This window comes from Williamsia sp. Y712, from assembly GCF_059445525.1.
Map to the genome: position 1 here is coordinate 18,117 of NZ_JCAIUN010000003.1, position 23,389 is coordinate 41,505.

At 64.3% G+C, this 23,389-nt stretch carries 24 protein-coding genes; 11 read left to right on the forward strand and 13 right to left on the reverse strand.

Going from position 1 to position 23,389, the window contains the following annotated elements; translation table 11 throughout:
• Positions 1 to 5: 5 nt before the first annotated feature.
• The gene (locus AC1D75_RS19315; protein ID WP_495516950.1) at positions 6 to 1,154 is read right to left on the reverse strand and encodes a lipase family protein; all 1,149 of its coding nucleotides are present in this window, start codon (positions 1,152 to 1,154) and stop codon (positions 6 to 8) included.
• Positions 1,155 to 1,388: 234 nt separating this feature from the next.
• Between AC1D75_RS19315 and AC1D75_RS19320 the strand changes: the two genes are divergently transcribed.
• The gene (locus tag AC1D75_RS19320) at positions 1,389 to 2,165 is read left to right on the forward strand and encodes a PIG-L family deacetylase (RefSeq protein ID WP_495516951.1); all 777 of its coding nucleotides are present in this window, start codon (positions 1,389 to 1,391) and stop codon (positions 2,163 to 2,165) included.
• On the opposite strand, the gene AC1D75_RS19325 is transcribed toward AC1D75_RS19320, so the two are convergent.
• Positions 2,162 to 2,830, reverse strand: a complete 669-nt coding sequence (locus AC1D75_RS19325; RefSeq protein WP_495516952.1) for a 3-oxoacid CoA-transferase subunit B — start codon at positions 2,828 to 2,830, stop codon at positions 2,162 to 2,164. The genes AC1D75_RS19320 and AC1D75_RS19325 overlap by 4 nt on opposite strands.
• Complete coding sequence (locus AC1D75_RS19330; protein WP_495516953.1) at positions 2,830 to 3,603, reverse strand: CoA transferase subunit A; 774 nt, start codon at positions 3,601 to 3,603, stop codon at positions 2,830 to 2,832. The genes AC1D75_RS19325 and AC1D75_RS19330 overlap by 1 nt, the downstream gene beginning before the upstream one ends.
• Positions 3,604 to 3,756: 153 nt before the next feature.
• Between AC1D75_RS19330 and AC1D75_RS19335 the strand changes: the two genes are divergently transcribed.
• From AC1D75_RS19335 to AC1D75_RS19355, 5 genes are all read left to right on the forward strand, one after another.
• A complete protein-coding gene (locus tag AC1D75_RS19335; RefSeq protein WP_495516954.1) occupies positions 3,757 to 4,527 on the forward strand; it encodes an IclR family transcriptional regulator in 771 nt (256 codons plus the stop codon).
• Positions 4,528 to 4,609: 82 nt separating this feature from the next.
• A complete protein-coding gene (gene stf0, locus AC1D75_RS19340) occupies positions 4,610 to 5,413 on the forward strand; it encodes a trehalose 2-sulfotransferase (RefSeq protein ID WP_495516955.1) in 804 nt (267 codons plus the stop codon).
• Positions 5,410 to 6,342 carry a sulfate adenylyltransferase subunit CysD gene (cysD, locus tag AC1D75_RS19345; RefSeq protein ID WP_495516956.1) on the forward strand — a complete coding sequence of 311 codons (933 nt, stop codon included), beginning with the start codon at positions 5,410 to 5,412 and terminating at the stop codon, positions 6,340 to 6,342. Before stf0 ends, cysD begins: the two co-directional genes overlap by 4 nt.
• On the forward strand, positions 6,342 to 8,201 hold the full coding sequence (gene cysC / locus AC1D75_RS19350) for an adenylyl-sulfate kinase (protein WP_495516957.1): 1,860 nt from the start codon (positions 6,342 to 6,344) through the stop codon (positions 8,199 to 8,201). The genes cysD and cysC overlap by 1 nt, the downstream gene beginning before the upstream one ends.
• A 37-nt stretch (positions 8,202 to 8,238) precedes the next feature.
• Positions 8,239 to 8,829, forward strand: a complete 591-nt coding sequence (locus AC1D75_RS19355) for a dihydrofolate reductase family protein (protein ID WP_495516958.1) — start codon at positions 8,239 to 8,241, stop codon at positions 8,827 to 8,829.
• 10 nt (positions 8,830 to 8,839) lie between these two features.
• On the opposite strand, the gene AC1D75_RS19360 is transcribed toward AC1D75_RS19355, so the two are convergent.
• Complete coding sequence (locus tag AC1D75_RS19360) at positions 8,840 to 9,382, reverse strand: GNAT family N-acetyltransferase (RefSeq protein WP_495516959.1); 543 nt, start codon at positions 9,380 to 9,382, stop codon at positions 8,840 to 8,842.
• A gap of 84 nt (positions 9,383 to 9,466) precedes the next feature.
• On the opposite strand from AC1D75_RS19360, the gene AC1D75_RS19365 reads away from it, so the two are divergent.
• Positions 9,467 to 11,494 carry a DUF6541 family protein gene (locus AC1D75_RS19365; RefSeq protein WP_495516960.1) on the forward strand — a complete coding sequence of 676 codons (2,028 nt, stop codon included), beginning with the start codon at positions 9,467 to 9,469 and terminating at the stop codon, positions 11,492 to 11,494.
• A complete protein-coding gene (locus AC1D75_RS19370; protein WP_495516961.1) occupies positions 11,494 to 12,423 on the forward strand; it encodes an NAD-dependent epimerase/dehydratase family protein in 930 nt (309 codons plus the stop codon). The genes AC1D75_RS19365 and AC1D75_RS19370 overlap by 1 nt, the downstream gene beginning before the upstream one ends.
• Here AC1D75_RS19370 and AC1D75_RS19375 read toward each other — a convergent pair.
• Positions 12,408 to 13,304 carry an SDR family oxidoreductase gene (locus tag AC1D75_RS19375; protein ID WP_482141323.1) on the reverse strand — a complete coding sequence of 299 codons (897 nt, stop codon included), beginning with the start codon at positions 13,302 to 13,304 and terminating at the stop codon, positions 12,408 to 12,410. The two genes, AC1D75_RS19370 and AC1D75_RS19375, sit on opposite strands and share 16 nt — an antisense overlap.
• 102 nt (positions 13,305 to 13,406) lie before the next feature.
• On the opposite strand from AC1D75_RS19375, the gene AC1D75_RS19380 reads away from it, so the two are divergent.
• Positions 13,407 to 13,982, forward strand: coding sequence for a TetR family transcriptional regulator (locus AC1D75_RS19380; RefSeq protein ID WP_495516962.1), 576 nt, complete (start codon positions 13,407 to 13,409; stop codon positions 13,980 to 13,982).
• Between the two features lie 6 nt (positions 13,983 to 13,988).
• Here AC1D75_RS19380 and rfbB read toward each other — a convergent pair whose 3' ends face one another.
• Positions 13,989 to 14,993: a dTDP-glucose 4,6-dehydratase gene (rfbB, locus tag AC1D75_RS19385; protein WP_495516963.1), complete on the reverse strand. Its 1,005-nt coding sequence runs from the start codon at positions 14,991 to 14,993 to the stop codon at positions 13,989 to 13,991.
• 83 nt (positions 14,994 to 15,076) lie between these two features.
• Between rfbB and rfbA the strand changes: the two genes are divergently transcribed.
• Entirely contained in the window at positions 15,077 to 15,952 is an 876-nt protein-coding gene (rfbA, locus tag AC1D75_RS19390; RefSeq protein ID WP_495516964.1) for a glucose-1-phosphate thymidylyltransferase RfbA, read from the forward strand.
• Positions 15,953 to 16,006: 54 nt separating this feature from the next.
• Positions 16,007 to 16,639 (forward strand): dTDP-4-dehydrorhamnose 3,5-epimerase family protein, encoded by a 633-nt coding sequence (locus AC1D75_RS19395; protein WP_495516965.1) that lies wholly within the window; start codon positions 16,007 to 16,009, stop codon positions 16,637 to 16,639.
• Between the two features lie 285 nt (positions 16,640 to 16,924).
• Here AC1D75_RS19395 and AC1D75_RS19400 read toward each other — a convergent pair whose 3' ends face one another.
• From AC1D75_RS19400 to AC1D75_RS19430, 7 genes are all read right to left on the reverse strand, one after another.
• On the reverse strand, positions 16,925 to 17,392 hold the full coding sequence (locus AC1D75_RS19400) for a globin domain-containing protein (protein ID WP_495516966.1): 468 nt from the start codon (positions 17,390 to 17,392) through the stop codon (positions 16,925 to 16,927).
• 347 nt (positions 17,393 to 17,739) lie between these two features.
• Positions 17,740 to 18,426, reverse strand: coding sequence for a HEAT repeat domain-containing protein (locus tag AC1D75_RS19405; protein WP_495516967.1), 687 nt, complete (start codon positions 18,424 to 18,426; stop codon positions 17,740 to 17,742).
• Between the two features lie 127 nt (positions 18,427 to 18,553).
• Entirely contained in the window at positions 18,554 to 19,165 is a 612-nt protein-coding gene (locus AC1D75_RS19410; RefSeq protein WP_495516968.1) for an ABC transporter ATP-binding protein, read from the reverse strand.
• Positions 19,162 to 19,929 carry an ATP-binding cassette domain-containing protein gene (locus tag AC1D75_RS19415; RefSeq protein ID WP_495516969.1) on the reverse strand — a complete coding sequence of 256 codons (768 nt, stop codon included), beginning with the start codon at positions 19,927 to 19,929 and terminating at the stop codon, positions 19,162 to 19,164. Before AC1D75_RS19415 ends, AC1D75_RS19410 begins: the two co-directional genes overlap by 4 nt.
• Positions 19,926 to 20,756 (reverse strand): ABC transporter permease, encoded by an 831-nt coding sequence (locus AC1D75_RS19420; protein WP_495516970.1) that lies wholly within the window; start codon positions 20,754 to 20,756, stop codon positions 19,926 to 19,928. Before AC1D75_RS19420 ends, AC1D75_RS19415 begins: the two co-directional genes overlap by 4 nt.
• Complete coding sequence (locus AC1D75_RS19425; RefSeq protein ID WP_495517652.1) at positions 20,753 to 21,724, reverse strand: ABC transporter permease; 972 nt, start codon at positions 21,722 to 21,724, stop codon at positions 20,753 to 20,755. The genes AC1D75_RS19420 and AC1D75_RS19425 overlap by 4 nt, the downstream gene beginning before the upstream one ends.
• Before the next feature lie 17 nt (positions 21,725 to 21,741).
• Entirely contained in the window at positions 21,742 to 23,295 is a 1,554-nt protein-coding gene (locus tag AC1D75_RS19430) for an ABC transporter substrate-binding protein (protein WP_495517653.1), read from the reverse strand.
• Positions 23,296 to 23,389: the final 94 nt, after the last annotated feature.

Here is a 23,389-nt window from a genome sequence, read left to right on the forward strand (position 1 = left end):
GAGCGTCAGCAGGTGCTCGGTGCCGGGATCCCCCGGAAGCGCTCATCGAGATAGTTCAAGGCCACGGGTGCGCCCAAGACCGCAGTCGTCAGGTGGTCGGGACTCGGGATCTGGGCGGAGTAGACCTTTGTTCCCGCAGCGCAGTAACGCCGAATGGTGTTCTCGATCGCTGCGACAGGGATCAAGGCGTCATTCGGGGCATGCCATTCGAAAATGGGGATGGTCGGGACACCGTCGTACAGTTCGACGCTGTTCTCATCGAGCACCGCGCGAGCCCCTGGGTCCGAGGCCAGCGACTCCGATGTCGCGACCATTCGTGCGCTCAAGCCCGCTCCGCCCGCGAGGATGTCGTTGGTGCACCCGTTGGCCATCTGGTTGCGCAACGCCAAACCTCGGGCGTTGAGTTGCTCGCTGATGGGCAGCCGGTCAGGATACTCCCTCTCCAGGCCGAGGGCCGCCGCAAACGCCAGTCCGAACGCCGGATGGGGTTGCAGGCCAAGACCTTCGGCCATCTGGGTGAGGTTCATCGGTACGCCGCCCTCGGCGGCCCCCACGATATCGAGGTCCGGCGCGTAGGTGGGTTGCAGAGCGGCCGCCCAGGCGGTGGCCATCCCACCGCCGGAGTATCCGACCATCGCCACCGGGCTCTGGTCGGTATTCGACTGCGGCAGCGCCTGGACTGCCCGGATGCTGTCGAGGGTGATCTGTCCACCCAGCTTGGCGGCACCGTAGGCACTGTTCGGACCGAGGTGGTCGGGCAGGACCACGCTCCAGCCGCGGGCAAGGGCGACGTTCAGGCCAGGAGCCTCCCGGATCGTGAGATTCGGATCGGAGGTGTACAACTCTTGCGACACAGCACATTTGGTGCCCAGGCCGTTGATGATGTGCTGATACGACAGTAAGGGCCCGTTGTTCTGGTGGCTTCGCGGGGTGAGCAGTGTGGTGGTCGCCGCGATCGGTTCGCCCTCGGAGCTCGTGGACCGGAACTTGATGAGAGTGACTGTGGTGTCAGGGAATGCGGGCAAAGCGGGCATTGGGCGGGCCGCGAGGACGTCCCCCGGTGACTTTTCCGCGAGGTCCGAGGGTTGCTGGTAGAACCGGTCCGGTAGCGGCGTCGGGTACAGCGGTGCTGCTCCGGCCGTTGCAGGGGACATGAGCGCCCCGATGAACACGGCAATGCACAGGGTCAGAGTCGTCGTTGACAGGCGGTATCGGTGGCTGATGTGTGAACGCGGCATGAGTGCTATCCCCCAAGGTGATCTCATGGTGGCGACTTCGCGCACAGGTTAACCGAGATTAATGTTTGTTCGCGCGGATTCGGGTGAATTGCTTCAGTGGCTAGACTGCAGTCTTTGGTTCTGCGGTACCGCTGAGCAAGGGGTTAGGTCATGAGTGTTCTTGTATGTTTTCACGCGCATCCCGACGATGAGGTGTTCGGGACCGGCGGCACCATGCGTCAAGCCTCTGAGGCCGGACATCGGGTTGTGCTCGTCACCGCCACCGACGGTGCTGCCGGGGAGTTCCCGGAGGGAATCTTGGCCGAGGGTGAATCGCTGATCGAACGGCGGCGCGATGAGCTGGCGAAGTCGGCGGAGGCGCTGGGTGTGGACCGTGTTGTGATGCTGGGCTTTTCGGATTCCGGTATGGCCGGGACACCGGAGAACGACAACCCGCAGGCGTTTGCGAATCTCCCGGTGGAGACTTCGGCGCAGGCGTTGGCAGACATCTTGACCGAAGAGCGGGCCGATGTCGTGACGTTCTACGACAGTTACGGCGGCTACGGCCACCCCGACCACATCCAGGTACATCACGTGGGGCTGCGGGCCTCGCAGATCGCCGGGACGCCCCATGCGTACGAGAGCGTGATGAACCGGGACCACTTCCGCGCGCTGGTCAAGGCCAACGCCCAGTGGGATGCCGAGGACGCACCCAACATCGACAAGATCGGGGTCCCGGGGGATCAGATCACCACGGAAGTCCAGGTGGGGGAGTTCATCGAGGCCAAGAGGGCGGCGATGGTCGCGCACGCCACGCAGGTCGGCGACTTCGGACCGTTCCTGGACATGCCCACCGACGAGTTGCGGGCGGCCTTCGGCCTGGAGTGGTTCCGCCGCGTCAGCGACACCCACCACTCCGGGCCGAAGGAAACCGCGCTTCCGCTTTAGGTCGGCGGCGCCAACTCAACCGTGAGGGGTGCTCCGGTGGCCGCGATGACGTCGTCGGCGGTCACGCCTGGTGCGAGCTCCTTCAGCACCAGCGTGCCGTCGCCGACGATGTCGATGATGCCCAGGTTGGTGATGATCTGATTGACCACACCCTGACCGGTCAACGGCAGGGTGCAGGTCTCGAGGATCTTCGGGTTGCCGGAGCGGTCGGTGTGCTCCATCAGAACGATGACGCGGGCGGCGCCGTGAACGAGGTCCATCGCCCCGCCCATGCCCTTGACCATCTTGCCGGGGACCATCCAGTTGGCGAGGTCGCCGGTTTTGGAGACCTGCATGCCACCCAGCACTGCGGTGTCGATGTGGCCGCCGCGGATCATGCCGAACGACAGGGCCGAATCAAAGAATGCCGCACCGGGATTGACGGTGACCGTTTCTTTTCCGGCGTTGATCAGGTCGGCGTCGACAGCGTCATCGGTGGGGTAGCCGCCGGTGCCGAGGATGCCGTTCTCCGAATGCAGGGTGACTCGGACGTCGTTGCCGAGATATGTCGGGATCAGGGTGGGCAGACCGATGCCGAGATTGACGTACTCGCCGTCGATCATCTCGGCCGCCGCGCGGGCGGCCATCTGGTCGCGGGTCCATCCGGTGGCCGTGGGGGCAGACATCACTTGGCTCCTTCGGTTGCGACGGTGCGCTTTTCGATCTTCTTGTCCTGCGGTCCGGTGTGCACGATGCGCTGGACGAAGACGCCCGGCAGATGTACCGCTCCAGGGTCGATCTCGCCCGGTTCGACGAGTCGCTCGACCTGGGCGATCGTGATCTTGCCGGCCATCGCGGCCAGGGGATTGAAGTTCATGGCGGTCTTGTTGAAGACGAGGTTGCCGTCGGTGTCGCCGAGTTCTGCATGCACGAGCGCGAAGTCGGCATTGATGCCCTCTTCGAGGACGTACCGCTTGTCGCCGAAAACGCGGGTCTCCTTGGGCGGGGACGAAATGGCGACGGAACCATCGGGTGCATAACGCCAGGGCATGCCACCGTCCGAGATGGGGCTGCCGACGCCGGCCGGGGTGTAGAAGCCGGGGATGCCTGCGCCACCGGCACGCAGGCGCTCGGCCAAGGTGCCCTGCGGGGTCAGTTCGACCTCGAGTTCGCCGGCCAGGTACTGCCGGGCGAACTCCTTGTTCTCACCGACGTAGGAGGCGGTGACCCGGCGGATCCGGCCGAGACCCAGCAGGATGCCGAGCCCTTGGTTGTCGACCCCGCAGTTGTTGGAGAACACCTCGAGCTCGGCGGCCTTCGTTTCCGCCAGTGCTTCGATCAGCGCGTCGGGGATGCCACACAACCCGAATCCTCCGACGGCCAGTGATGCGCCGTCCTTGATGTCGGCGACTGCGCTCGCGGCCGACTCGTACACCTTTGAACTCACTATTTCTCCCATTCGCTTCACCGGGCAATCGGCCACGTTCACAGAGCAAACGCCGACGATGTCGGGTTTCAGTCAACAACCTCGCAGCTAGGGGGATCAAGTGAACCGGCAAATCGTCGCGAAAGTGCTCGCGGAGCGATCGGTGTCGTCCGGTACGTTCATCTGATGAACGCGAATACGCCGACTCGCTCGCACGTGGTCGCCCGGGTGGGTGCGCTCCTGCGGGCGGTGGGTTCTGCCGAGCCGGGCGGTGCCTCGACCACCGATCTCGGTAAAGCGACCGACCTGGCGCGGCCCACGGCCCACCGCCTGTTGACCTCGCTGGCCGAGGAAGGACTCATCGACCGGGACCTGGAGACCGGAAGGTGGCGACTCGGCCCCGAGTTGTATTTGCTCGGGGTGGGTGCGGCCAATCGATACGACATCAGCGATCAGGCCCACGACGTGCTGATCAAGCTCGCTCGTGAGACCGGGGAGAGCGCGTTCCTGTCGGCTCGGCGCGGTGATGAGACCGTCTGTCTGCTCTGGGAAGAGGGCAGCTTCCCGCTCCGGTCCCATGTGCTGCACGAGGGGATCCGGTTCCCGTTGGGTGTGGCCTCGGCGGGTCTGTCGATTCTCAGTCACCTCCCGGACCGCGACGTCGACGACTATTTCTCGCGGATGAAGCCCGAGAAAGATTGGGGCCCAGTGCATTCAGAGGAGAAAATTCGGGAGCGCATCGCGTTGACCAAACGCACCGGCTACGCCGTCAATCCGGCGCTGATCGTGGACGGGAGTTGGGGCATCGGCGCGGCGGTGTTCGACCGGACCGGACGACCTGCGTGGGCATTGAGTCTGACGGGGGTGCAGACCCGCTTTCGGGATGAGCGGATCGGCGAGATGGGTGTTCTGCTGCTCGAACAGGCGCACCTGCTGTCCGTCAGACTCAAATCCTGACAAAGTCAATACTTTGAATCGTTCTGATTAACAGCTGCTCTCACCAATTGCGCCGACGCTAGATATCTCTATATTCAGTGCCATGGCAAACCGCCCCCGGTCTTACCTTGTCTGCGCATCGCAGCGCAGCGGCAGCACGCTGCTTGTGGAGTGCTTGCGGTACACCGGTATTGCCGGTGAGCCCGAGGAGTACTTCCAGTATCTGCCGAGCACGTCGCGCGCACCGCAGCCCCGGCAGTGGTTTGCCGGGATCGAGGACCCGCTGATCCTGAAACTCCTTGCGCCACTGGAACCAGGTACCCCGACAACGGAGACCAGCGACGAGTGGCGAACTCGGATCTCCAGTCATGGCCGCACCGGAAACGGTGTCTGGGGAGGCAAATTGATGTGGAATCAGACCCCGTTGGTCATCGAGCGTGCTGCGGGCCTGACCGGTCGTAGTGGAACCGGGCTGCGATCTGCGCTGTTCGATGTCCTCGGTGAGGATCCCCTGTTCATCAAAGTGAACCGCGAGGACCCGGTGCCGCAGGCGGTTTCGTTCTGGCGGGCGGTGCAGACCCAGGTCTGGCGTGGCCAGGCGCCGCCGGCACTCGACGACACCGCCGAGTACAACGCCGACGGCATTGCTCATCTCGTGTCCATCCTGCGCAACCAGGAAGATGGCTGGCGAAAGTGGTTCGCCGACGAGGCGATAACGCCGATCGAGGTGAACTATCGCGATCTGGCCCGCGACACCACAACGATCATCGCGGGAATCCTGACCGCACTGGGTCTCGATCCTGCCTCCGCGCCGCCGCCCGTTCTGGAACGGCAGGCCAACGGTCGTTCGAATGAGTGGGTACAGCGCTATCGCGAAGACGCAGAACAAAGGGGATTGCCCACATGAGCAGCAGCACGGAGATCACCGGGGACGTCACGCACGTCGACGAACTGCGGATACTCGAAGCCGAAGCCGTGCACATCATCCGGGAGGTGGTGGCCGAACTCGAACGGCCGGTCTTGCTGTTCTCCGCGGGTAAAGACTCCATCGTTCTGTTGCGGTTGGCGGAGAAGGCCTTTCGTCCGTCGCCGCTGCCATTTCCGGTACTGCACATCGACACCGGCCACAACTTTCCCGAGGTCATCGAGTTTCGGGATCGGCGACTCGCGGCGGACGGACATCGACTGATCGTGGGTTCGGTACAGGAATCCATCGACTCCGGTCGGGTGCAGGAGGTCGGGGGCCGCGCCGGATCGCGTAACCGACTGCAGACCAGGACCCTGCTCGACGCTCTCGAGGCAGGTAGGTTCGATGCCGCGTTCGGGGGCGCCCGCCGTGATGAGGAACGGGCGCGGGCCAAGGAACGGGTACTGAGCTTCCGCGACGAGTTCGGTCAGTGGGATCCCCGGTCGCAAAGGCCCGAACCGTGGTCGCTGTACAACGGCCGGATCCGGAAAGGTGAACAGGTTCGGGTGTTTCCGCTGAGCAACTGGACCGAACTCGACATCTGGCGGTACATCGAACTCGAAGGTCTTGAACTGCCGCCGATCTACTTCGCCCATGAGCGAGAGGTGTTCGAGCGCGACGGCATCCTGCTGGCCACCTCGGAGTACACCGGTCCCGCCGACGAAGAGATCGCACGTGTCGAGTGGGTTCGTTATCGGACGGTCGGTGACCTGACCATCACCGGCGCGGTCCGTTCCCGGGCGAGGACCATTGCCGATGTGGTCACCGAGATCTCGGCGTCGACGGTGTCCGAGCGTGGTGAGACCCGCGCCGATGACCGGACCTCCGCCGCGGCGATGGAAGACCGCAAACGAGAGGGGTACTTCTGATGACTCGCCAACTGTTGCGGCTCGCCACCGCCGGATCGGTGGACGACGGTAAGAGCACCCTGATCGGCCGCCTGCTGCACGACACCGACAGCCTGCCCACCGACCACCTCGAATCCGTGACCGACACGGAGGGTGTTGCCGACCTCGCGGCACTGTCCGACGGCTTGCGGGCCGAACGCGAGCAGGGCATCACGATCGACGTCGCCTATCGCTTCTTCTCCACGGCCACACGCAATTTCATCCTGGCCGACACGCCAGGGCACGAGCGGTATACGCGCAACATGTTCACCGGTGCGTCGAATGCCCACGTTGCGGTGCTGCTCGTGGACGCCCGCGCCGGCGTGGTGCGGCAGACCCGCCGCCATGCCCGGATCGCGACGCTCCTCGGCGTCCCGCATCTTGTCGCAGCCGTGAACAAGATCGATCTCGTCGACTACAGCGAAGAGCGGTTCGACGAGGTCGAGGCCGAGTTGCACACGCTCGCTGCACGACTCGGCGTCAAGGGGTTGACGGTGGTCCCGTTGGCGGCGAAGATCGGCGACAACGTGGTCACCCGCTCCGACAACACGCCCTGGTATACCGGTCCGACCCTGCTGGAGTTCCTCGAAGGTGTCGAACTGACCGCTCCGGCTCCACTGTCCACCGAGGTTCGCCTTGCCGTGCAATGGGTTTCGCGGCCGGACGACAAGGAGCGCCGCCGCTATACCGGACGTTTGGCGGCCGGAACCCTGCAGGTGGGGGATCCGGTCCTGGTGTTGCCCTCCGGATCGCGGAGCACTGTCACCGTCCTCGACACCCTGGACGCCGATCGCACCATCGCGGTGGCGCCGTTGTCGGTGTCGGTGGAACTGGCCGACAACATCGACGTCGGTCGCGGCGACATGATCGTCAGCGGCTCCGACGACGCGCACCTGCCGGTGTCCGCCCGCGAGCTAGACGTCACGGTCTGCTGGTTCTCCAAGACCCCGTTGCGGGCCGGGGACCGGATCGGACTCAAGCAGACCACCCGGACCGTGCGTGCAACAGTGCAGGAGATCAGCAGTCGTCTCGACCCGGAAACCCTTGGTGAAGAGCAGAACCCGGTTGAACTTGCGCTCAACGACGTCGGAACCGTGACGCTGCGCACCAGTTCGATCGTGGTGGCCGACCCGTATTCGTCGAACAAGGACGTCGGCGCGTTCATCCTGATCGACGAGAATTCCAACGACACCGTCGGTGCCGGCACGATCACCGAGGCCCGGGTGGTCAAACCCGGTGAACGCAAACGCAGCGACATCAAATGGCATCCGTCGGCGCTGGAACGAAATCATCGCTGGAGCGCGGTCGGTCAGCGCGGTGCGGTGATCTGGCTGACCGGACTGCCGGCGTCGGGCAAATCGACTGTGGCCGTTGCCCTGGAACGCGAACTGGTCGAGGCCGGGCGGGTGGCATACCTGCTGGACGGTGACAACGTCCGCCACGGACTTTCCGACGACCTCGGGTTCTCGGCGGGTGACCGGGCCGAAAACATCCGCCGGGTCGGTCATCTGACCCGATTGTTCGCCGACGCCGGGGTGGTGGCCATCGCGTCCCTCGTCTCGCCGCTGCGCTCGGACCGGGAGATTCCGCGGGCGCTCAGTGCGGCAGCGGACCTGCCGTTCATCGAAGTCCATGTCGCCACGCCACTGGCGGAGTGCGAGCGCCGTGACCCGAAGGGGTTGTATGCGCGGGCCCGGGCCGGTGAACTCAAGGGGCTGACCGGGATTGACACGCCTTACGAGGCTCCGGAGAATCCGGACCTCGTGATCGATACGACCGGCGCGGATTCGGACACGCTGGTCAAGAAGGTCCTCGACATCCTGGCCGCTCGCGAGGTGTGAGCGATGAGTTCGGGCGGCGGTTCAGGTCTACCGTGGCATGACTCGAATCATCGCGGACATCTCGGTTTCCCTTGATGGCTTCGTCACCGGGCCCGGCGCCGGTCCGGACGACGGGCTTGGCGTCGGTGGCCACGCCCTGCACACCTGGGCGTTTTCCGACGATCCCGACGACAAACGGGTTCTGGGTGAAGGGACCGCTCGTTCGGGGGCTGTTGTCATGGGTCGCAGGCTCTTCGACGTGGTCGACGGTCCGGGTGGTTGGGACGACGACGTCGGGTACGGCGCCGGGGAGGTCGGCAAGCCCCCGTTTGTGGTGGTCACCAGTACACCGCCCGAGTCGGTCCGGCTCACCGACCTCGATTGGACGTTTGTCACGACCGGCCTGTCCGACGCCGTCGCCGCGGCACGTGAACGAGCCGGGGATCTCGACGTCGTCCTGATGGGAGGCGGTGCCACGACCGGTTCGGCGATCGCAGCCGGTTTGGTCGACGTGCTGAGCCTGCACCACGCGCCGGTGATCCTGGGTGCCGGGACGCCGTTGTTCGCCGACGGACCCACGCGCACGTTGGTACGGCGCAGCGTGACCCCGACCTCGACAGCGATCCACGTGACCTATGACGTCGTCTGACTCGGAGTGGTCACGCGCCGGGATCGGTACGCAGGAGTCCGTGCATCACCACGTCGTGACGACGACCGTTCTTACCCAATGCGGCCGACCGCGCGATGCCCTCCTCGACGAATCCGCACTTTCGGGCGACCGCCCGTGATCCGGCGTTCTCGGCGTAGGCGTCCAGGCTCACCCGGGCGGCACCGATCTGCCATGAGTAGTCGACGAGCAGCCGAGTTGCGCGGGTGGCGATGCCCCGGCCGCGGGCCCACGGGGCCACCGCGTACCCGATGGTGGTGATCGCGTCGTCGTCTTCGGCGTGCAGACCACACAGGCCGAGGAAGCTGTTCGCGTCGTCGACGATGGCCAGGTCGAATCCGGGCCAGACCCGCACCGACCGGCTCTCCACGAAGTCGCGGGCATCGGCCGCGGTGTACGGGCTCGGCACCACGGTGTACGCCACGGTCAGCGGATCCTGACTCGCAGCCTGCACGGACGGGGCATCGGCGCTGGTCAGTGGCCGCAAGGTGATAACCCGATCGGTCAATGTCGGGATATGACGTGGCCAGTCCATATGCTCCAACTTAGTGTGCACAAGCCTCGTTTAAGGTCTAACCAAACCTGATAGCGAGACTCACAAGCGACGGATGGGATCTGAATGCTGCTGGCCGCATGGGTCACGGTGGTCACCGCGGTGATCATGATCGTGCCCGGCGCACTCGTCGGCCGGCGGATGTCGTTGCCATGGCCGGTCGCCGTGGCCGCGGGCGCGCCCCTCACTTTCGGCATGGTCGGCGTGTTCACGGTGCTGTACGGCATCGTCTCCATACCGTGGAATCTGCTCACGGCGCTGCTCATGGTGGTGCTGTGCTGGCTGATCGCGTGGGGCCACGATCGTGGCGCCCACCGCTTGGGATGGCTCGCGCCGACGCCGGTCACCGACACTCCGGGTCCGAGCAGGCGGTCGTTGCTACTGATGGCCGGGGGCGTGCTGCTGGGTGCGGTGATCATCATGATGTCGTCGATCCGGCGGCTGATGGGCACCACGTTCCTCGGCCTGAACAACATCTCGCAGGTGTGGGATGCGCTTTGGCATGCTGATGCGCTGCGCTGGATCCACGAGAGCGGCGATGCGTCAGCGCTGCACATGGGCGAGCTGATGAACTACGACACGGGCGGGTTCAACTACTACCCGAATACGTGGCACTCGCTGGGATCTCTGCTGTATCCGCTGACCAACGCCAACACGGTGGAGATCTACAACGTCTATTCACCCGCGGTGCTGGCCTTTACGCTGCCGATCAGTATCGGGGCGCTGGCCTACTGGCTCGGCCGCAGCCGACTTGATCCTGATCGGGCCGCGGTGTTCGCCGCACTGGCCGCCGCGATCACCGCCGTGTTTCCCTCGCTTCCGTACGTCGAACTGGCCTTCACCGCCGTCCCGAACGCGGTGGGTGTGTCCCTGGCGCCGGTCACCGCGGTTCTGGTCGCCTCGGCGCTGACCGATCGACGACGGATTCTGGCCGCAGCGCTGGCCATCGCCGGTACCGCCGCGACGCATCCGTCCGGGCTTGTTGTCGTGGCGGTCATCGTCGGACTGTGGTGGCTCCTGCAGCGACTGTGGTCGCCGGTCCGCGGCAGACTGGGCGACTTCGCCGGTCTGGCTGCGGTCGGCGCATCGGCGCTGGTGCTGATCAGCCCGGTGATCATCGGCACCCTCAAGATGTCGGACAACAACGAGCTCTCCGGCTACGGGTTCCGCGAAGCGGACGCGACCGCGGGCGATGCGCTGGCGCGCGCGGCTTTTCAGGGCACCGACTTGCTCGAGAACGACTATCCACTGTTCTACCTGCTGATCCCGGCTGCAATTGGTCTGATCTGGTTGTTGTGGTCCAGAAGCTGGGGCATGGTTGCGGCGTGGATCGTGTTCGTCGCGACCACCGCAAATGCCATCTACGACTTCGGTGGGCTGCCGTCGAAGCTGTTGGGTACCTTCGGCGGATATTTCTACAATTCGCCGCACCGGCTCACCTTTGTGGCGTCGATGTTCACCGCGACGGCCGCGGGAATCGGTGTGGGTGTTGCGGTCTTGTGGGCGGCGGGTCTGCTGAGCCGACGAGAGCGGTTCCGCGACAACGTCCTGGTGATTCCGGCGGTGACCATGGTCGGCTTGTTGCTGGTCCTGGGTGCCGGTGTCTGGCGCTACGCCGACAACGGCAAGATCGCCACCCAGTACCGGAGCGAGTTGCGTATCGGCGTCGAAGACGTCGATGCCTACAAATGGCTTGCGCAGCAACCGGATGCCCGCGACACGGTGATCCTCAACAATCTTGATCAGGGCACCGGATGGATGTACCCGGTGGCAGGTCTGACGCCGCTCTTCCCGTTCTATCGCGCCAACGATTTCAGTGAGCGTCAGGCCGATCTCCACTGGAATGTGGCAAAGATCGGCAGCGACCCGGAGATCGATCAGATCGTGCGCGACCTGAACATCCGCTACGTCATCGACGCACCGCCGAGCTACTGGTCGTTCCAACAGGGCCCTCCGCGACCAGAAGAGGGCATCTTCGGAGACCCCTACCTGCAGTTGCGTGAGACCGGAGCGCCGGGTTTGCGGAAGATCTTTTCCCAAGGAAACGTGACCATCTACGAGGTCACCGAGGAAGTACGGAACGGGACGCGGTAATGCGCACATTGGTCACCGGCGGAGCCGGTTTCATCGGATCGACGCTGGTCGATCGGCTTCTCGACCAGGGGCACGAGGTGGTTGTCCTCGACGACTTCTCGCGGGGCCGCCGCGCGAACCTGACCGACGCAATCGAGCGCGGTGCGACGATCATCGAAGGTGATATCACCACAATCGACCTCAATGAGGTGGTCGCACAAGCCAAGCCGGAGGTCGTCTTCCACCTCGCCGCGCAGATCGATGTCCGGGCGTCGGTGACCGATCCGCTGCATGACGCAAACGTGAACGTGCTGGGGACGATTCGGCTCGCCGAGGCGGCCCGGCTCGCGGGCGTCCGCAAGATCGTCTTCACGTCGTCGGGCGGTTCGATCTACGGCTCACCCGAGCATCTGCCGGTGGCAGAGACGGCTGCGTTGGCGCCGATGAGTCCCTACGCCGCGGCCAAGGTCAGCGGAGAGATCTACCTCAACATGTACCGGTCGCTCTACGGACTCGACTGCACCCACATCGCACCCGCGAATGTGTATGGGCCACGCCAGGATCCACATGGTGAGGCGGGCGTGGTCGCGATCTTCGCCAAGCATCTTCTCTCCGGGGCGCCGACCAAGTTGTTCGGCGACGGCGGCAACACCCGCGACTACGTGTACGTCGACGATGTGGTCGCCGGGTTCGTGTTGGCTTCTGCCGAAGATGGTGGGGGACAACGGTTCAACATCGGTACCGGAGTCCAGACGTCCGACCGTGACCTGCACACGATGGTGGCTGCCGCGGCCGGTGCCGCAGACACTCCCACCTTCGAACCGGCTCGGCTCGGTGACGTCCGGGATTCGTCGATCGATGGTTCACACGCCGGCAAGGTACTCGGCTGGACGCCTGCGGTGCCGTTGACCGAAGGCATAGCGGCGACCGTCGACTACTTTCGGAAGTAGTGCCCTGCCTCGAGGTCATCGAGTAACCCGGTGTGTGTCGGGGTCCAATCCAAGAGCTGTCCTGTGATCGTGCTCGAGGCGGGTATGTCGAGCCCAAAGATGGCTCCGATCCAACCGAAGTGTGCTGCAACGTCTTCCGGGGCCACCGACAGCGCGGGGACGTCGAGGTGACGGCCGATGACGTTTGCGATCTCTCGCGCGGTGATGCCTTCTTCCGCCGTACCGTGGACCACCGAACCCGCCGGTGCCTTCTCGAGGGCCAGTCGCGTCATTCGAGCGGCGTCGCGCACGTGCACCGCAGGCCAGCGGTTCGATCCGTCTCCGATGTACCCGGACACGCCGCGCTCGCGTGCGACCCCGACGATCGTCGACATGAAGCCGTGGTCGCCGTCGCCGTGCACGGTGGGAGCGAACCGAAGGGCCACCGATCGCACGCCTCGCGCCGCATAGCCCAGCGCCAGTGCCTCGCCACCGCCGCGGGGTGCGTCGGGACCGCTCATCGGAGTGGAATCATATTCTGTCGCAACATGTCCCGGGCGAATGAGGGCAACGCCGGACGCGAAGAGCAGGGGGCGATCGGAGCCGACAAGCGTTTCGCTCAGCGTTTCCAGGGCCGCGCGCTCGGTGCGGCCGGCGCCCGCGAAGTCGGAGAAATCGTGTTTGAAGGCGAGATGGATGACGCCGTCGGCGGCGTCGGCTGCTTTGCGTAGGACCTCGAGGTCGTCGAGGCTGCCGCGATGTACCTCGACGCCCGCGGTGCCCAGTGCTGCCGCGGAAGTGTCGGAACGGGCGAGGCCGACCACCTCGTGTCCGGCGTCGAGTAGTTCGGGTACCACGGCCGAACCGATCCAACCGGAGGCCCCGGTCACAAATACGCGCATGAATCTCTCCTTGTCGATGGTCCGGAACTCCCGGGCCTGATGTCAGTAACTGTCATCAGAGTAGCATATGATGTCAGATGCTGACATCGCTAAGCTTCTGCGATGGCACGATGGGAACCGGACGCGCGCGGCCGCATGATCGGCGCTGCCGTCGATCTCTTTGGCGAGCGCGGATTCGAGCAGACGACGGCGCTGGAGATCGCGCAGCGGGCGGGCGTCACCGAACGCACGTTCTTTCGCCACTTCGCGGACAAACGGGAGGTGTTGTTCGGGAAGTCCGATGAGTTGCAGAACTTTGTTGTCGGCGCGATCTCGTCGGCCTCGTCTGAACTGGATGCGATCGATGTGGTGGTCGCCGCGATCGAGGCCATCGGGGAGGTTCTGCTCGACCGGGACGATGCACGTCGACGGGCCGCCGTCATCGCGGCGAACTCCAGCTTGGAGGAACGCGAACTCCTCAAACTTGCCAGACTTGCGTCGGCGATCGCCGAAGCGCTACGCGCCCGAGGTGTCGCAGATACCGCGGCCACGCTGCTCGCCGAAGTCGGGGTCACGGTGTTCAAGGTCGGTTTCGAAATGTGGCTGAGCGACGATTCGGGGGACGATTTCGCGCGTTGTATCCACGCAACCATGTCTGAGTTGGGAGCTCAGTTCGCGGCGGATTGCCGAGATACCTGACGATCGCTACTCAGCCACTTTTTCGGTGGTGGCGTATTTGTTTTCGGTGGCTTGTTTGAGGGGTTGCCACCATTGGGGGTTGTCGCGGTACCAGTTGATGGTGTCGGCCAGGCCGGCGCGGAAGTCGAGAAATTGTGGTTGCCAGCCGAGTTCGGTGCGCAGGCGCGTGGAGTCGATGGCGTAGCGCAGGTCATGGCCGGGTCGGTCGGTGACGAAGTCGAAGGCGTTTTTGGGTTGGCCGGTGAGTTCGAGGATGGTTTCGATGACGGTGCGGTTGTCGGCTTCGCCGTCGGCGCCGATCAGGTAGGTTTCGCCGATCTGGCCTTTGTCGATGATGGTCCAGACGGCGTCGTTGTGGTCGTTGACGTGGATCCAGTCGCGGACGTTGGTGCCGGTGCCGTAGAGCTTGGGGCGGATGCCGCTCAGGACGTTGGTGATCTGGCGGGGGATGAACTTTTCGATGTGTTGGTAGGGCCCGTAGTTGTTGGAGCAGTTGGAGATGGTGGCCTGCACTCCGAAGGAGCGGACCCAGGCGCGTACGAGTAGGTCGCTGCCGGCTTTGGTGGAGGAGTAGGGGCTCGAGGGGTTGTAGGGGGTGGCTTCGGTGAAGCGGTGTGGGTCGTCGAGTTCGAGGTCGCCGTAGACCTCGTCGGTGCTGATGTGGTGGTAGCGGACGTCGTGTTTGCGGACCGCTTCGAGCAGCGAGAAGGTGCCGACGATATTGGTGTGGACAAAGCTGGTGGGGTCGGCCAGCGAGTTGTCGTTGTGGGATTCGGCCGCGAAGTGGACCACCAGGTCGGCCTCGGCGACCAGTGTGTCGACGAGGCCGTTGTCGGCGATGTCGCCTTTGACGAACTCGATGCGGTCGGCAACTGGTTCCAATGATTGGGCATTGGCGGCGTAGGTCATCGCATCCAGGACGACTATCTGTGCATCGGGCCTGGTGGCCAGGGTGCGGTGCACGAAATTGGCGCCGATGAATCCGGCGCCACCGGTGATCAATACCCGCATTTGCTGCCTCCATTCGCTGGTGCAACCCTACCGACCGGGTCAGTTCCGGGCAGTTACAGGACCCGCACCCTATGGTGTGAACCATGCGCGGAATCATTCTGGCCGGGGGAACCGGATCGAGGTTGCATCCGATCACCCAGGGTGTCAGTAAACAGCTGGTGCCGGTATACGACAAACCGATGATCTATTACCCGCTGAGCACGCTGATGCTCGCCGGAATCCGAGACATCCTGATCATCACCACCCCCCACGACGAAGCCGCGTTCAAGGCTCTCCTCGGTGACGGCTCCCAGTTCGGTCTGTCGTTGACCTATCAGGTCCAGGCCAAGCCGGACGGTCTGGCGCAGGCGTTCGTATTGGGTGCCGATCACATCGGCAACGACTCGGTGGCCCTGGTCCTGGGCGACAACATCTTCTACGGGGCCGGCCTGGGTGAACAACTCAACCGTTTCCAGTCCATCGACGGCGGTGCGGTGTTCGCCTACTGGGTCCGCAACCCCGAAGACTATGGCGTTGTCGATTTCGATTCCGACGGCAAAGCTGTTGACCTGCAAGAAAAACCCGAACACCCCAAATCCAACTACGCGGTCCCGGGCCTGTACTTCTACGACAACGACGTCATCGACATCGCCGCCAACCTCAAGCCCAGCGCACGGGGCGAATACGAGATCACCGACGTCAACCGCACTTACCTCGACCAGGGCCGCCTACAGGTCGAAGTCCTGCCCCGCGGCACCGCCTGGCTCGACACCGGCACCTTCGACTCCCTGCTCGACGCCGGGAACTTCGTGCGCACCGTAGAACAACGGCAGGGACTGAAAATCGCTGTCCCAGAAGAGGTTGCCTGGCGTCGCGGATTCATCGACGACAACCAACTCGAAGCCGCCGCAACGAAACTGCTCAAATCCGGGTACGGCAACTACCTCTTGGACTTGCTGCAGCGCGGCAAAGACCACTGACGGCAATTGAACGCTGACGACAATTGAACGCTGACGAGATGGAACACTGACATCATGCAGATCGAAACCCTGTCCATCGACGGTGCCTTTGTCGTCACCCCCACCATGTTCGGCGATCCTCGTGGACTGTTCATGGAATCGTTCCGCGCCGACCTGCTCTCCGAAGCCATCGGGCACCCCTTCGACCTGCAACAGGCAAACCTGTCGGTCTCAGCAGCCGGCGTGCTACGCGGTGTGCACTTCGCCGATGTCCCACCCGGACAAGCCAAATACGTCAGCTGCCCCAAAGGCGCCATCTACGACATCGTCGTCGACATCCGTGTGGGCTCACCGACTTTCGGCCAATCCGAAGGTGTCTTGCTCGACGACTCCAACCGCAAAGCGGTCTACGTCGGCGAAGGCCTCGGCCACGCATTCGTCTGCCTCGAAGACGACTCGGTGGTCACCTACCTGTGCTCGGCCGGCTACAACCCCACCGGCGAACACGGCATCTCACCACTGGACCCAGCACTTGGCCTCAACCTACCCAGCGCAGCCCGCGACGGCAGTCCGCTGACCTTCACACTCTCCGACAAAGACACCACCGCACCAACATTGGCTCAAGCGCGGCAGTCCGGCCTGCTTCCGGACTTCGACGACGTCACTGCATTCCTTCGTGGTCTGGCTGATCCGGATGCCGTCGGCTAGGACGGTGGGGGTTGACCGAACACCGTTCGTGCAAGTGCTCGACGAACACGAGTGTGTTGGCCCGCAACGTACGAGGCGGGCCAACCGGCACGTCGATGCTAGGCGGAGCTGCCAGTAATCACCGACTCGGCGAGGTCCCAGAGGGCGTTGTCGATGGATTCGATGAAGTAAAAGAGCGTAAGCAGCATAGTGGTCCTTTCTCGTCCATGAATTGTTGTCAATCAATGCGGGCGAGTTCAACTACCAACGATGTCGCATAGATGGCACTCACCCAATCTCCATGCCTTACCTTCGTTCCCGGTCCAGACTGCTGAGTAGTTGCTTGTTGTCAGTGCCGGTTTCAACGCCAGGTGATTCTGGCGGGTAGGCATCGAGCATCATCTCGGCCACCGCGTCCAGGGCCTCTGTCCAGGCCCCGGACATGGCATCGGTCCACTCACTGCCACCGATGTCAGCCATGGTCGTGATCAATGTTGTTGCTACCCAGCCATACATCTGCGGTGTGACTCCGAGTGTGGCGTGCACCCTGCCGAGTGATCCCAGGGTCGATTGGAGCCAACTCGGGTCGTCAAGATGGTCCAGGACGGAAACTATCGCTTGTTGTAGCATCGCCGCCTGTGGGCGGATGTTTTCTCCGAAAAGCTGCTTGACCGAAGGATGTTCGGAGAACAGACGCTCGTAGAAGCGAACCGTGAAGTCGGGATCGTCCGCGGCCACCAGTGTCAGGCTTTGCTGGAGTAGGTTCTGGTCCATGGGTGGTGTCCTTTCTGCGCAGTGTCGAGACCTGGCCCCGCTGCATATCCCGTACCCGGTGGGTATGCGGAGCCTGTTGGTGATCTCACTGCCGAGCATGAAGCGACAACTCTCCGGTTTTCCGGATTGTCCTGTCGGGCCGTGCAGGCTGAAGCAATGAAACGTGTGTTGTATCGCTGTTTCATGAGTAGCATAGCTGTGGTGCGGATCACAAGGGGTCGTATCCTGGCCGGCGATTCTCCCCATACTCACCGAATGCGCAATCTCCCAAGGCCACGACGCGACGTCACTGCATTCCTTCAGGCACTGACGGAACCGACCGTTGGCTACGACGTCGGGAGTCCGGTTCACAGCAGGCGGGCGAGCCGCTTTTTGCGAAGGTTGTTGGTGATGATCCACGCGACGTCGGGATCTGAATCATCAAGGCTCCCGAACTCGGTCAGGCCCGGTAGGGGATTGGCAGCGACGGCTACGCTCCAGCAGTAGCCGAGCGCTTGCCGGAGAGTGCGTACCGCTGGATCTCGACGTGTCTGCAGCGGTCGCGCCGCCAAATGCTCACTGGCGCGTTTGCAGGCGTCGATCTCCGCCGCGGCAGCGACCGGATTGCGCAGCAGGCGTGGCTCGCAGATCGCGGCAATGGCTGCCCGCTGCACCAATGGGTCGGAATCGTCTACCCAGTCGTTGACGATGAGTTTCAGTGCAGCCGGGTCGGTATCGCCGAGGCGCTGCAGACCGATTGCGACTCCTTCGCGTATCCGCCACCGGTCGTCGGTGGCCAAAGCCCGCATGCGCGTTGCCACTTCATTTTCTGCGGTGCGAGCGCCGAGGCAGATTGCGCCGCAGAACATCCGATACTCGTCACCGCTGCCGAGCAGGTCGTCGACACAGTCGCTGTCGGCCACTTCTGCCAGTGCCATCGCCAACTCGATGTTGCCCCGTGGTCCAGGAAGCCCGGAATTCGAATCGAGGAATGCCGGCCACGCTGACCGGTCCAACTGCTCCAGTTGTTGCTGCCAGTCGGCTTTGTTGACCATTCGAGGTCCTCCCGCAGGTGAATGCCAAGGTTACGGGCACCAGTGTGGTCGAAACGCACGCCTGTAGCAGCACCGTCTCCACCTGGTTGAGACTGCAGTTGTGAAGGAACCTACTGGGTCGGCGCCTTCACAACTGCACTCTCGCCGAGGTGCAGAGCCGATCGAGCAGTGCATGGTCGTGGCTGACGAGTGCGATGGCCGTGCCGTCCTCGGATAGCTGTCGTAGGAGCGAGACGACGGCGGTGGTGGCGATGGGATCGAGCATGGCGGTGGGTTCGTCGCAGAGAAGAAATGCCGGCTCGCCGACGAGCACCCGTGCGATGCAGGCGCGTTGGAGTTGTCCTCCGCTGACCTGGGTCGGAAATCTGGTGAGCAATTGCAGATCGAGGCCGACGCGTTCGGCGACCGCGACGAGATCAACAGTGCGACCGGCGATGTCGGCAGGTTCGGTGATGATCTGCGACAGTGTCCAGCGAGGATTGCAGACCAGGCGCGGATGCTGGTCGAGCATGGCCAATGACCCGGGCGCCGTATCGGGACTGCCGTTGTAGGAGACCGTCCCCGAATCTGGCGTCTGCAGACCCGCCATCACCCGGAGCAGGGTTGTCTTTCCGGTTCCGGAAGCCCCGACGACGCCGGTGATCTCGCCTGATCTCATCTCGAGGTCGACGTTTTCCAGAACGTTCTGGTCGCCGAATCGAACAGAGATCGACTTGGCCTGCAGGATATGGCTGTTCACACCGCAACTCCATCGAAGAACTGGCTGACATAGGTGTTGTCGATGCGTAGCACCGACGCGGGCGGACCGTCGGCAACAATCCGTCCGGCGCGCATCAGTGCGACGGAATCGCAGATGTCTGCTGCGAAAAGGCTTGTCACGTCATGGGTGATGACAAGGACGGCTGCGCCGGCATCAGCGGTCGAACGTAAGAGTCTCCAGGTCGCTGCGGCGAGGTCGGGATCGAGCGCGGAGGTCGGTTCGTCGGCCACCACCACCGACGGATTGCCGACCAGTGCAGCAGCAATCGCGGCACGTTGAGCCATGCCGCCCGACAATTCGTGTGGAAACAGCTCCAGCGCCGAAACCGGAAGTTCGACCAGTTCGGCCAATTCGATGGCACTGCGGGTGCCATCCAAGACGCGAATGCACTCTTCGATCTGAGAACCGACAGTCCGCACCGGGGTGAAGGAGGTGGCAGGGGATTGGGGAACCAGGCCAACGTGGTGCCCGCGGATCCGGCGCCAGCGCTTCTCGTCGTCGGCGGCGATCGCTTCGCCTTTGATCTCGACGGCGCCACTGACCTTGCATCCGGGTGGGAGGAGGCCGCAGAGCGCCACCGCGACAAGTGATTTGCCGCAACCGGATTCGCCCATGAGTGCGGTCAGTTCCCCGTGCGCCAGCGTCAGGTCGACACCGTCGAGGCCGGTCACACTCGGCGAATCCCGACCACCCCGCGTGGCGATCTGCACCTTCAGGCCTCGGATATCAGCGCCGGCATTCACCAGATCACTCCCTGTGGTGGTTCCATCCGCCGCCGTAGCCCGGAGGCGGCGGCCGCTATGGCCAGAGCCGTGAGGACAAGCGCGCAGGCGGGGACGGCCAACGTCCACCAGGCACCGAGCATCACGTCGCCGCGTGCCTGCCCGAGCAGAGTGCCCAGACTGGCCCGATCCGGCGACAGTCCGACACCCAGGAACGACAGCGTCGACTCATGCCACACCGCATGGGGCAACAACATCACCATCGCCACCAACGCCTGACCGCCGACCGCAGGTAAGAGGTGGTGTCGCGCCACAAACCAGCGTGAGGCGCCGGCCAGACGACCCGTGTGCACCCAGCCGGATTCGGCGCCCGCCAACAGTTCTGCGCGGACGACCCTCGCCACGGCGGGCCAGTGGGTCAGGGCGATGGAGGCGATGATCGCGAGCGGTTCCCCGCGCCACAGTGCGGCGATGACGATTCCGACCACCAGATGTGGCAGGGCGTTGAATCCGTCGACGACCCGCATCACCACGGCATCGATCCAGCCGCCTGCGGTCACCGACAAGAGTCCGATGGCAACACCCAGAAGTGTTGCGACGACGGCACATATCGCCGCCATCGCCAGTGAGATGCGCAGACCTTCTGCCGTTCGGACGAGTAGGTCGTAGCCGGAATGGTCGGTCCCCAGTAGCTGATCGGCGCCGGGAGCCAGTAGTGCCCGGCTGAAGTCGGCCACCTGCTCGCCTGCCACGATCGGTACCACGACGGCGAACACCGCGATAGCCGACAGCAGCAACCACGGCCAGTGCCGGACCGTCCGCCGCCGCATCAGTGACTGCGCGATCATGCCGCCATCCCGATCCGGGGATCCAGCGCCGTCGCGGCGGCATCGGACAATGCGGATCCCAGCAGCACGGCCAGTGCGGAGCCGACCGCGAGCGCGGCCATCAGGGGAAAGTCCAGTGCGGCAGCAGAGTCGACCAGGACCGATGCCACGCCCGGCCAGCCGAATATGGTCTCGACGATGGCTGCGCCGGCAATGACCTCGGGCAACCGGGTCCCGAGCAGGGCAAGGGTCGGAACCACCGAGGTCGGAAGAACGTGACCGCGCATCAGGGCCGCGCCGCCGATGCCCCGTGCCCTTGCGGCTCGGACCGCATCGGAGCCGATTGATTCGACAACCGACGCCCGGGTGGTGAGGAGCAGCCACGGAATCTGTGAAAGTGTCAGTGCCACAAAGGGCAACACGGCGTGCATGAGTATGCCGGATGCGGTGTACGGATCTCCGGGATCGCGGGCCCCTGAGGTGGGGAACCACCGCAGCCCCACGGCCAGTACCGACACCAGGACGAGGGACACCACAAACGGCGGAACCGATGCGAACAGTGCGGATGCACCCGAGCAGAGCCTGTCGACGAGGCCACCGCGGCGCATACCGGCCACCGCACCGAGCCCGACGGCGATGAGCGTTGCGGCGAGCAACGCGGCCGCGGACAGGCCGAGGGTGAACGGCAACCTGCTGGTGAGAACCTCTGCCACCGGCAGAGATTGGGTCGATGACCACCCCAGATCGCCGTGAAGCAGATCGCGAATCCACTGCCACCACGCGCCGTACCAGGACTGGTCGGTGTGGTAGGCATCGGCAGTTGCCTGTCGCTGCGACTGGGTGGCGCTTTGATAGTTGTCGCCCAGATAGGCGGCCAGCGGATCAAATGGCGACAGCGACGCCAGCAGGAAGATGGCGGCCGAGACCGCAACGGTCACCGGGATCGCGATCAGTGCGCGAAGTCCCAGCAAGCGAACCGCCGGGACCATCCGGCGCCGTGTCGCATTCACCGTTGCCAGGCGGAGATGCGCCACCACGGACCCCACGTCACCCCGTGGGAGTGCGGTTCGAGGATTGGCGCGCTCTGTTGCCAGCCGAGGTCGCGGTATGCGTACGTGTGGTCGAGGAATGCCAGGAAGACCGACGACGGCTGCGTCATGTACATGGTCTGGATCTCGCGGTACCGGGCGTCGTTCTCCGGCGAGGTCGCCGATTCGCGGGCCTGCTCCAGGAGGTTGTCCAATCCGGGGGCGGTGAAGTTGCCCGGGTTGGAGTAGGGCGACGAATCCGGAACCCGGGTGTGCAGTGTGTTGTAGACCTGAGAGTCGATGCTGTACGGCGTATCTCCGCCGCCGAGCAGGACTGCCGAAGTGCCCATTCTGGTTTCGATGTCGTCCCAGCTACTGCCACGGGGTGTGACCTTGATGCCCAACGGCTGCATGGCCGCGGCAAATGCGACGGCAAGGTCGCGTCGAAGGGTGTCCTGCGCGTTGTAGAGCAACTCGAATGATGCTTGGACGCCATCTTTTTCGCGGACATCCCCGGCCCCTGCAATCCGCCAGCCGGCAGCGTCGAGCATCGCGGAGGCCTGCGCCGGGTCGTAGCCGAACACCGCATCCGGGTTGTAGGCGTCCCCGTAGACGGCCGCCACCGGGGTGCTGGCGGGCCGACCGTGACCGGCCAGGACATCGGTGATCATGGCAGCGCGGTCGACGCCGTGGTTCATGGCGAGCCGCGTCCGTGGATCGGCGGTGAAGGCGTTGCCGCTGGGAAAGGACACCCCGCGCCAATCGGCCGACTGGACTCCGACGGTCTCGATGCCGTCGCGGCCGTCGAGGGCGGCGAGCATCTTCGGGGGTAGGGGACCGCCGTCGACCTCACCGGTCGAAATCTGTGCGGACCGACTGTTGTCGTCGGGGCTGTGCGTGAAAACCAGTGTGGTCACCTGGGGAAGCGCCCCCCGGTAGTCGGAGCGGGCGACCATCACGGCCTGATCGGCGTCCAGGCTTTCCAGCTCATACGGGCCGGTACCAACAGGTTTGGTGTTCAGCGCCCAGTCGGCCGCCGGTGCATCCTCGACCATCTCCGACGGCGCGATACCGAGCAGGAGATACGGCGAAGGGTCGGCGTCGGTGTTCATGGTGACGGTCACGGCATCCGGTCCGTCGGCGGCGACATCGACGACAGGTGCCAGGCCGGCCGAGATCTCGGATGCGACAACCGGATTGCGGACCGCGGCATAGGTGGCGATCACATCTGCCGCATCGAACCCCGAGCCGTCGGAAAAGGTGACATCCGGGCGCAGCGCCAAACGCCATCGGCGAGGACCGACCGGCTCGGGGGCGCTCTCGGCAAGCGAAGGGACAAGTGCTGGTAACCCGGTGTCGGTGACCGACTCAGGGCGCAACAGGCCCTCGTAGATCGGGGATACGCCCAGCGCGCCGTAACCCGATATCGGGTTGTAGCCGCCGAGTTCCTGGCTGTCGGCGAGTACCACGCGGTCGGTGTCGTCGACCGAAGGTGATGAACATCCGGCAAGGATCAGCGCACAGGCGGTCATGAGCAGTATCGGGCGTCGCGGCGAGGCCAACGTGGAACCCTCTCATATATGTCTAGAAAGACATATGTCGCTATAGACACATGTGCGGTGTGCA